The sequence below is a fragment of the Vibrio sp. YT-18 genome, assembly GCF_033337345.1.
GTDB lineage: Bacteria > Pseudomonadota > Gammaproteobacteria > Enterobacterales > Vibrionaceae > Vibrio > Vibrio alginolyticus.
The window spans coordinates 1-1,074 of record NZ_JAWOQO010000251.1; the positions used below are offsets into that span (position 1 = coordinate 1).

General features: G+C 49.7%; 1 protein-coding gene. It reads left to right on the forward strand.

Features of this window, described 5'->3' with window-relative positions:
• Positions 1-1,074: DUF3971 domain-containing protein (locus tag R7M72_RS25770; RefSeq protein WP_318056551.1), on the forward strand; the 1,074-nt coding region annotated here is incomplete at both ends.

The window sequence follows — 1,074 nt, forward strand, 5'->3', positions numbered from 1 at the left end:
CTCAAGAAGTTAGCGCCGAAAGGTCGTGTTGAAGACATTCGTTTAGCCATGAATGGTGGCTTAGATACGCTGCGTTATTCGGCAGACCTCTATGAGTTAGCTATGACTCAATGGGAACTGTTGCCGGGCTTTCAACATGTGCAAGGCAGCGTTGCGGGTGACTTGAAGCAAGCGAAAGCGAAAGTCACGGTCATTGATGATGTTTTCCCGTACGGGGATGTATTCCAAGCCCCATTGAACATCAAGCAAGGCGAAGTCGACATCATCTGGCAGCAAGATGAGACAGGTTGGCGTTTGTGGTCGGATAAAGTCACGGCTGCGACTCCGGACCTTCAAGTGTTGGGCGCATTTCGACTCGATTTCCCTAAAGAGCAAAGCCCATTCCTATCGTTTTATGCTGAGGCGGATCTCTACAACGCTGGTGAAACTTGGCGTTACTTGCCAACCTTGGCATTAGGTCAAGATCTGACGGATTACCTATCGACCGCCATTCAAGGCGGTAAAGTAAATACGGCCAAATTGCTGTGGTATGGCGAGTTAGGAGATTTTCCTTACAAAGAGCACAACGGCATGTTTCAGGCATGGGTTGGCTTAAAAGACGCGAAATTCAGTTTTGATACTGCGTGGCCAACCATTACCGACTTGCAGCTTGATCTATTGTTTGAAAACGACGCCATGTATCTGGATTCCAAATCGGCGACGTTAAATGGCGTTCACGCTAAACGCATCACGGGGCGCATTCCGGAGTTGGCTGAAGATGGCCATATCGAAATTGAAGCTAAAGCCACAGCTCCGGGTAATGAAGTTCGCGACTACATGATGGCTACGCCGCTGGTTGACTCGGTTGGTGCCGCTTTGACGGCCTTGCAAGTCAGTGGCCCGGTGTATTCCGAGTTCCAGCTCAACATTCCTTTTGATATGGAAAAAGACGCGCGAGCTTGGGGTTATGCGGATTTGAAAGACAACCGTGTTGATATTGATGCGCCGCCAATGACGCTAGAAAAAGCCACAGGCCGCATTCAGTTCGACAACGATGTGGTGACGACATCTGGCTTGTCTGCAGAGTTACTCTCG